Source organism: Dellaglioa algida (genome assembly GCF_030127605.1).
GTDB lineage: Bacteria > Bacillota > Bacilli > Lactobacillales > Lactobacillaceae > Dellaglioa > Dellaglioa algida.
This window is the reverse complement of record NZ_JANXLE010000013.1, coordinates 1-1,801: the sequence shown is the minus strand read 5'-3', so window position 1 is coordinate 1,801 and position 1,801 is coordinate 1. Positions and strand designations below refer to the sequence as shown.

Annotated in this window: 1 rRNA gene; it reads right to left on the bottom strand. The window is 48.6% G+C overall.

Annotation, left to right across the window (positions count from 1 at the left end):
- Positions 1 to 69 precede the first annotated feature (69 nt).
- Positions 70 to 1,631, bottom strand: a 16S ribosomal RNA gene (locus N0K73_RS08175).
- Between the last annotated feature and the right edge of the window lie 170 nt (positions 1,632 to 1,801).

The window sequence follows — 1,801 nt, the reverse complement described above, 5'->3', positions numbered from 1 at the left end:
TTTGAGAGTAGACCTCTCAAAACTAAACAAATTTTCGACAAGTGTGTAGGTTTCCGTAATATTCCTTAGAAAGGAGGTGATCCAGCCGCAGGTTCTCCTACGGCTACCTTGTTACGACTTCACCCTAATCATCTGTCCCACCTTAGACGGCTGGCTCCTAAAAGGTTACCTCACCGGCTTTGGGTGTTACAAACTCTCATGGTGTGACGGGCGGTGTGTACAAGGCCCGGGAACGTATTCACCGCGGCATTCTGATCCGCGATTACTAGCGATTCCAACTTCATGTAGGCGAGTTGCAGCCTACAATCCGAACTGAGAACGGCTTTAAGAGATTAGCTTAACCTCGCGGTCTCGCAACTCGTTGTACCGTCCATTGTAGCACGTGTGTAGCCCAGGTCATAAGGGGCATGATGATTTGACGTCATCCCCACCTTCCTCCGGTTTGTCACCGGCAGTCTCATTAGAGTGCCCAACTAAATGCTGGCAACTAATAATAAGGGTTGCGCTCGTTGCGGGACTTAACCCAACATCTCACGACACGAGCTGACGACAACCATGCACCACCTGTCATTCTGTCCCCGAAGGGAACGGCCTATCTCTAGGTTTGTCAGAAGATGTCAAGACCTGGTAAGGTTCTTCGCGTTGCTTCGAATTAAACCACATGCTCCACCGCTTGTGCGGGCCCCCGTCAATTCCTTTGAGTTTCAACCTTGCGGTCGTACTCCCCAGGCGGAGTGCTTAATGCGTTAGCTGCAGCACTGAAGGGCGGAAACCCTCCAACACTTAGCACTCATCGTTTACGGCATGGACTACCAGGGTATCTAATCCTGTTTGCTACCCATGCTTTCGAACCTCAGCGTCAGTTACAGACCAGAGAGCCGCTTTCGCCACTGGTGTTCTACCATATATCTACGCATTTCACCGCTACACATGGTGTTCCACTCTCCTCTTCTGCACTCAAGTTATCCAGTTTCCAATGCATTTCTTCGGTTGAGCCGAAGGCTTTCACATCAGACTTAAAAAACCGCCTGCGTTCGCTTTACGCCCAATAAATCCGGATAACGCTTGCCACCTACGTATTACCGCGGCTGCTGGCACGTAGTTAGCCGTGGCTTTCTGGTTAGATACCGTCACTAGGTAAACAGTTACTCTTACCTACATTCTTCTCTAACAACAGAGCTTTACGATCCGAAAACCTTCTTCACTCACGCGGCGTTGCTCCATCAGACTTTCGTCCATTGTGGAAGATTCCCTACTGCTGCCTCCCGTAGGAGTTTGGGCCGTGTCTCAGTCCCAATGTGGCCGATCACCCTCTCAGGTCGGCTACGTATCATTGCCTTGGTGGGCCTTTACCTCACCAACTAGCTAATACGCCGCGGGTCCATCCAAAAGTGACAGCTTACGCCGTCTTTCATTATCAAACCATGCGGTTTGACAAATTATGCGGTATTAGCACCTGTTTCCAAGTGTTATCCCCCTCTTTTGGGCAGGTTACCCACGTGTTACTCACCCGTTCGCCACTCATTGTCTTCGGTGAGTGCAAGCACTCGGTGAAGAACAATGCGTTCGACTTGCATGTATTAGGCACGCCGCCAGCGTTCATCCTGAGCCAGGATCAAACTCTCATATAAAAAGTTGATTGCTCTTATTGTTTTGTTGCTTTTTGAAACTAGCGAATTGACTTCGCAAATGTTTGCTCTTAACTCTTAGTTAAGAGACCCTACACATTTGATTTGTCGAAAATTTGTTCAGTTTTCAAAGATCTACTTGGTTGCTTTTGACAACTTTTATATCATATCAA